The sequence below is a fragment of the Euzebyales bacterium genome, assembly GCA_036374135.1.
Classification (GTDB): Bacteria; Actinomycetota; Nitriliruptoria; order Euzebyales; family JAHELV01; genus JAHELV01.
In genome coordinates this window covers 1-2,456 of record DASUUK010000052.1, presented here as the reverse complement: position 1 = coordinate 2,456, position 2,456 = coordinate 1, and the positions used below count along the sequence as shown (strand labels likewise).

3 protein-coding genes are annotated in these 2,456 nt (G+C 69.1%); 1 reads left to right on the top strand and 2 read right to left on the bottom strand.

The window, feature by feature from the left end; all coding sequences use genetic code 11:
- Positions 1-120: 120 nt before the first annotated feature.
- A complete protein-coding gene (locus VFZ70_08880) occupies positions 121-294 on the bottom strand; it encodes a hypothetical protein (GenBank protein ID HEX6255910.1) in 174 nt (57 codons plus the stop codon).
- An 840-nt stretch (positions 295-1,134) separates the two neighbouring features.
- On the opposite strand from VFZ70_08880, the gene VFZ70_08875 reads away from it, so the two are divergent.
- Positions 1,135-1,599 carry a GYD domain-containing protein gene (locus tag VFZ70_08875; GenBank protein HEX6255909.1) on the top strand — a complete coding sequence of 155 codons (465 nt, stop codon included), beginning with the start codon at positions 1,135-1,137 and terminating at the stop codon, positions 1,597-1,599.
- A gap of 237 nt (positions 1,600-1,836) precedes the next feature.
- Here the strand turns inward: VFZ70_08875 and VFZ70_08870 are convergent, their stop codons facing one another.
- A complete protein-coding gene (locus VFZ70_08870; GenBank protein HEX6255908.1) occupies positions 1,837-2,253 on the bottom strand; it encodes a hypothetical protein in 417 nt (138 codons plus the stop codon).
- Positions 2,254-2,456 lie beyond the last annotated feature (203 nt).

The following is a 2,456-nucleotide window of genomic DNA, read 5'->3' as shown; positions in this document are numbered from 1 at the left end:
GGCGAACGGTGGTGACCCAGAACAGCTCCGCGCTCGTCAGGACGTGCTCGACGTCGGTCCATGGCAGCGCCCGTGTGCCTGGATCGCTGAAGCGCTCGTCGAGTGCTGCGTGCATGGCAGTCATCGGTGCTCCTCAGTGGTCAGGACGCTCGGGGCGTCGTCGGATCGGCAGGCGTCGGCAATCAGGTCGTCGGCAGCGGCTGCGGTGGTGAGCTCGGTGGGATCGAACCGGTTGCGCATGACCGCGGCGGCGACGCCGGTCTCGATGTCGGCGTAGGCGACTGAACCGTTCATCCCGACCATCCCAAACGTCGAACCGGGGCGTCCGCCGTCGTGACCTGGTCGGACCGGGGCGTAGCCGTACGCCCACGTCGCATCCATTCCCATGACCTCGTCGTGGCCCGTGAAGGTGATCGCGGCCCGCTGTCGGAGCCGCTGACGCGACACCCCCCGCCGCCGACGCCGTCGTCCAGGAGCGCGGCAAGCACCGTCGCGGCACCGCGCGCGGTCATCGTCCCCGGAGGAGGGATCCGGCGCCGTGAGCACGTCACGCCGGTTGGCGTAGGCCGCGTCGGGGCGGATCGCGGCGGGCAGGGCACGGTCGGCCGCCGAGCCAGGCGCGGGCGACGGCGGCGGGGCCGGCCTCATAGACGGCTCGCACGCCCGGGGCCCGGGCGGCGCAGCCACGCCACCGCCGGGTCGGTTCCGCCCGCAAGTCTGGTCACCGACAGCTCCCCGGTCGCAGCTTCCAGCGCCGCGTGGGTCTGGGCAGCATGGACGTCGAGGCCGGCAAAGATCACACTATGCACCATGGTCGGCACCTCCCATGACTGGGGTACCCGGCCCGAGGCCCATCCTCGGACCGGTCATTCTCACGCACACTTCATGCGCGGGGTGCCGACCGGTCAACACCCCTTTCAACCGGAGCTCAACCGGTCCGCTGGCTCCATAGCGTCTAGAGCGGGACCGCCGGACGGTCAGCGACGCCGTCGGCATCATTCAACGCGCTGAAGAGGACGTGGACCATGATGCGACCCGTACCGTGACCATTGGCGATGGCGACGGCGGTGGGGTCAGCCACGGTCCCGCCGCGCCGCGGAAGCCCGGCCGACGGAGTCAATGAGGATCGTTTGGATGACGCGTCATGTCGGGCACGCATCGTCTTCGCTGTCGTCACCTGCTTCGTCCCGGTCGAGCGGTTTGCATCTGCTGGTACTGTCGGGCCGCGGGCGAGACAGCGACAACCGACAGCGGGAGACGGTGATGCCGAGCTACATGGTCCAGGCGACCTACACTGCCGAAGCGTGGCGTAAGCTGGTCCAGCATCCGGAGGATCGTCGCGTGGCGATCGGGGCGCTGATCGACACGGCGGGCGGGCGCCTTGTCGACCTGTGGTTCGCGTTCGGGGAGAATGACATCGTGTTCGTGTTCGAGGCACCCGACAATCTGACTGCCGGCGCCGTGTCGGTTGCCGGGACGGCGGCCGGCCACATCCGCTCGATCCGAACCACACAGCTGCTGACGGTCGAGGAGTCGATGGAGATCATGCGCAAGGCGGCGTCGCTCGGTCCGGCGCAGTCACCGACTGGCGCGGAATAGCCGCCGGCAACGACGCACTCTGTCCCTTCTGATCGGCCCGAACGGGCGGAACGGAAAGAACCCCGACCCCTTACATGCCACCAGCAGCGCCCGCAGCTGATCGCGCGACAGCATGGGCACCGGCTCCTCGGGCACCATCGGCGCTCGAGCACGGTGATCGCGTCGAGGGTGGCCTCGTCAGCCGAATGGACGTTCTCCAGCACAAGCACCGTTGGTGTTGACGCCGCCTGCAGCTCCTCAAGCAGGACGGAACGCTGTCGGTGCGGAGGCGCATCGGACGCGAGGGCGTCCTGCAGCGCCGGAGACGCACGCGCAGCGAGATCCCGGAACGGGCCGAGCGAGCGCCACGATCGTGCGGTTGGCCGTCGCCGGCGATGCCACCTCGCCGAACAGGTCGGGCTGGCCGTCGAGCACGGCCAGGTGGCGCAGCGCGTCGCCGCCGTCGGCGAGCAACACGACCAGGTCGCGCACGACCTTGCCCGGGTCATGCCGGTGCCACGACCGACACCGGCCCACCGCGGTCGACAACCCGACGGTCAGCCCGATGCGGTCGGCGGTCTCCGCCAGCAGCGCGGTGCCCGACCGGCCGGTCATGCCCCGCCCGGCGGCGGTGACGTCGAACCGTCCACGCGCCTTGCTACGCTTCACCCTCAAGGTGGCCCTCCTGGCCGGATAACGCGAATCTCGACAATCCGCATTGTCCCAGGTCAGGAGGGCCTTCCTCTGTAACCGCACCTATTCACAAGCCAGCCGGACGAAACGTCGAGGTTAGAGCTTGGCTTCGGCCTGGATGACATTGTGGCCGTTGCAGCTTCCGCCTTCACAGACGGGTCCGATGACAAGAAGGTTGATCCACC